The organism is bacterium (assembly GCA_040755795.1).
Lineage (GTDB): Bacteria > UBA9089 > CG2-30-40-21 > CG2-30-40-21 > SBAY01 > JBFLXS01.
Window position 1 is genome coordinate 1 of record JBFLXS010000613.1, and the last position, 1,754, is coordinate 1,754.

1 protein-coding gene is annotated in these 1,754 nt (G+C 36.7%); it reads left to right on the forward strand.

The annotated features are described in order from the left end of the window. Nucleotides 1-951 precede the first annotated feature (951 nt). The gene (locus tag AB1414_20235) at nt 952-1,647 is read left to right on the forward strand and encodes a glycosyltransferase family 2 protein (protein ID MEW6609743.1); all 696 of its coding nucleotides are present in this window, start codon (nt 952-954) and stop codon (nt 1,645-1,647) included. The last annotated feature ends 107 nt before the right edge of the window (nt 1,648-1,754 follow it).

The following is a 1,754-nucleotide window of genomic DNA, read 5'->3' on the forward strand; positions in this document are numbered from 1 at the left end:
CAATATTGGTTATGATGTAGTTCTTCTTAAGAAAGCAGCATAGGGTATAGATGAAAGAGATATATGGGAACAGAGGTCGGGTGTTACTGGTGGTAAGAGACCCCGAAGGAGAAACTGACCGAGCCAGACATAAGAACAAAGGAATGTTGCTATAGAGCACGCAGGAGAAATTTTTAATAGCTATGCTGGCTGACCATATATTTGGACTATATAGTATAAATCTATGTATAATAGGTTGTTGATAGAATAGGAGCGATAGTTTAGAGACAAAAGTTTTTGAGACGATTGCGGGAAGGGGATATTGTGCGTTTTTAAGAGAAGAGATGGTATTACTTCCCTATCGCTATTACAAAACATCAATAATTGCAATAGCTTACATACATTTTCAGGGGAAACCGCTCATGAGTCTGCGACTCACAAAGGACGATGAAAATATATGGAGTGCGGTAGCTTGCTACCGCTTTCGCAGGAGTAAAAGCGAAAGCAAGCTTTCGCACTCCAAAGGCTATTTTCAGGGGAAACACTCATGAACCGTTGGTTCACAAATGAGGATGAAAATAGTAGGTAGGAGATAGAAGGTGGGAGATAGGGAGATAAGCGTGAGTAGTGGTGTTTTCTTTACTTTCTACTCTCTACTTCCTATTTTCAGGGGAAACGCTCATGCCCCGATAGGGCACAAAGGACGATGAAAATAGTAGGTAGTAGGTAGGGAAGGAATAAACCTCTGGATAGTGAGTTTTCCCTACTAATTCGCTAATTCACTAATTCGCTAATTCGCTATTTTCAGGGGAAACAAAAAGATGGCAAAAAATGAGGTAAAGCAATGCCTGTGGGACCATAGATATAGCTTTATGTCCTACGCAACGCTCTCTTTTATTACACACATCCGAACTCAACATTTTTATTGACAGTTTAACAATTCTATGATAATATAATTTTGGAGAAAGGGAATTGGGTATATCTGTCATTATCATTACCTATAACGAAGAAGAGAATATCAAGAATTGTTTAGAAAGTGTCAAATGGGCAGATGAAATAGTGGTTGTGGATTCTAAAAGCAGTGATAAAACGGTTGAAATTTGTAAAGAATACACGGATAAAATAATCCAAAGAAAATGGGAAGGATACGGTCTTCAAAAGCAATTTGCTTTAGAAAAGGCAACATCAGAGTGGGTATTGAGCATTGATGCAGATGAACGAGTAACACCGCAACTAAAAGATGAAATACTCCAGAGCAAACTAAATAAAGATGGGTATTACATTCCGTTTAAACTCTACTGGCTTGGCAAAGAATTGCGATATGGCGGCTGTGGTCACGAAAAACATATTCGGTTGTTCAAAAGACAAAAGGCTAAATTTACTCAAGCCCTAGTTCATAAAGACCTGTTTATTGATGGAGAAATAGGCTACTTTAAAAATTATATCCTTCATTTTAGTTACAAAGATATTAGAGATTATTTTGAAAGGTTTAATCAATATTCCGGTATTGAGGCTTTAAAAAAATTTAACCAGGGGAAAAAAGTAATATTTATTCTACAAATTTTACTTTCCTGTGTAGATTTCATTAGCCGATATATTTTTAAATTAGGATTTTTAGATGGGACTCAAGGCTTTTTATGGGCAATCTTTGGTGGTGTCCTAAATTAGCTAAAGTTTGTGAGAGAAAATGTCGATAAAGATAACAGAAGTACATAGTGTATTATTCTGGAGATTTTGTTTGGGAGGTGGAATAACGATGCATCCAATAGAACACT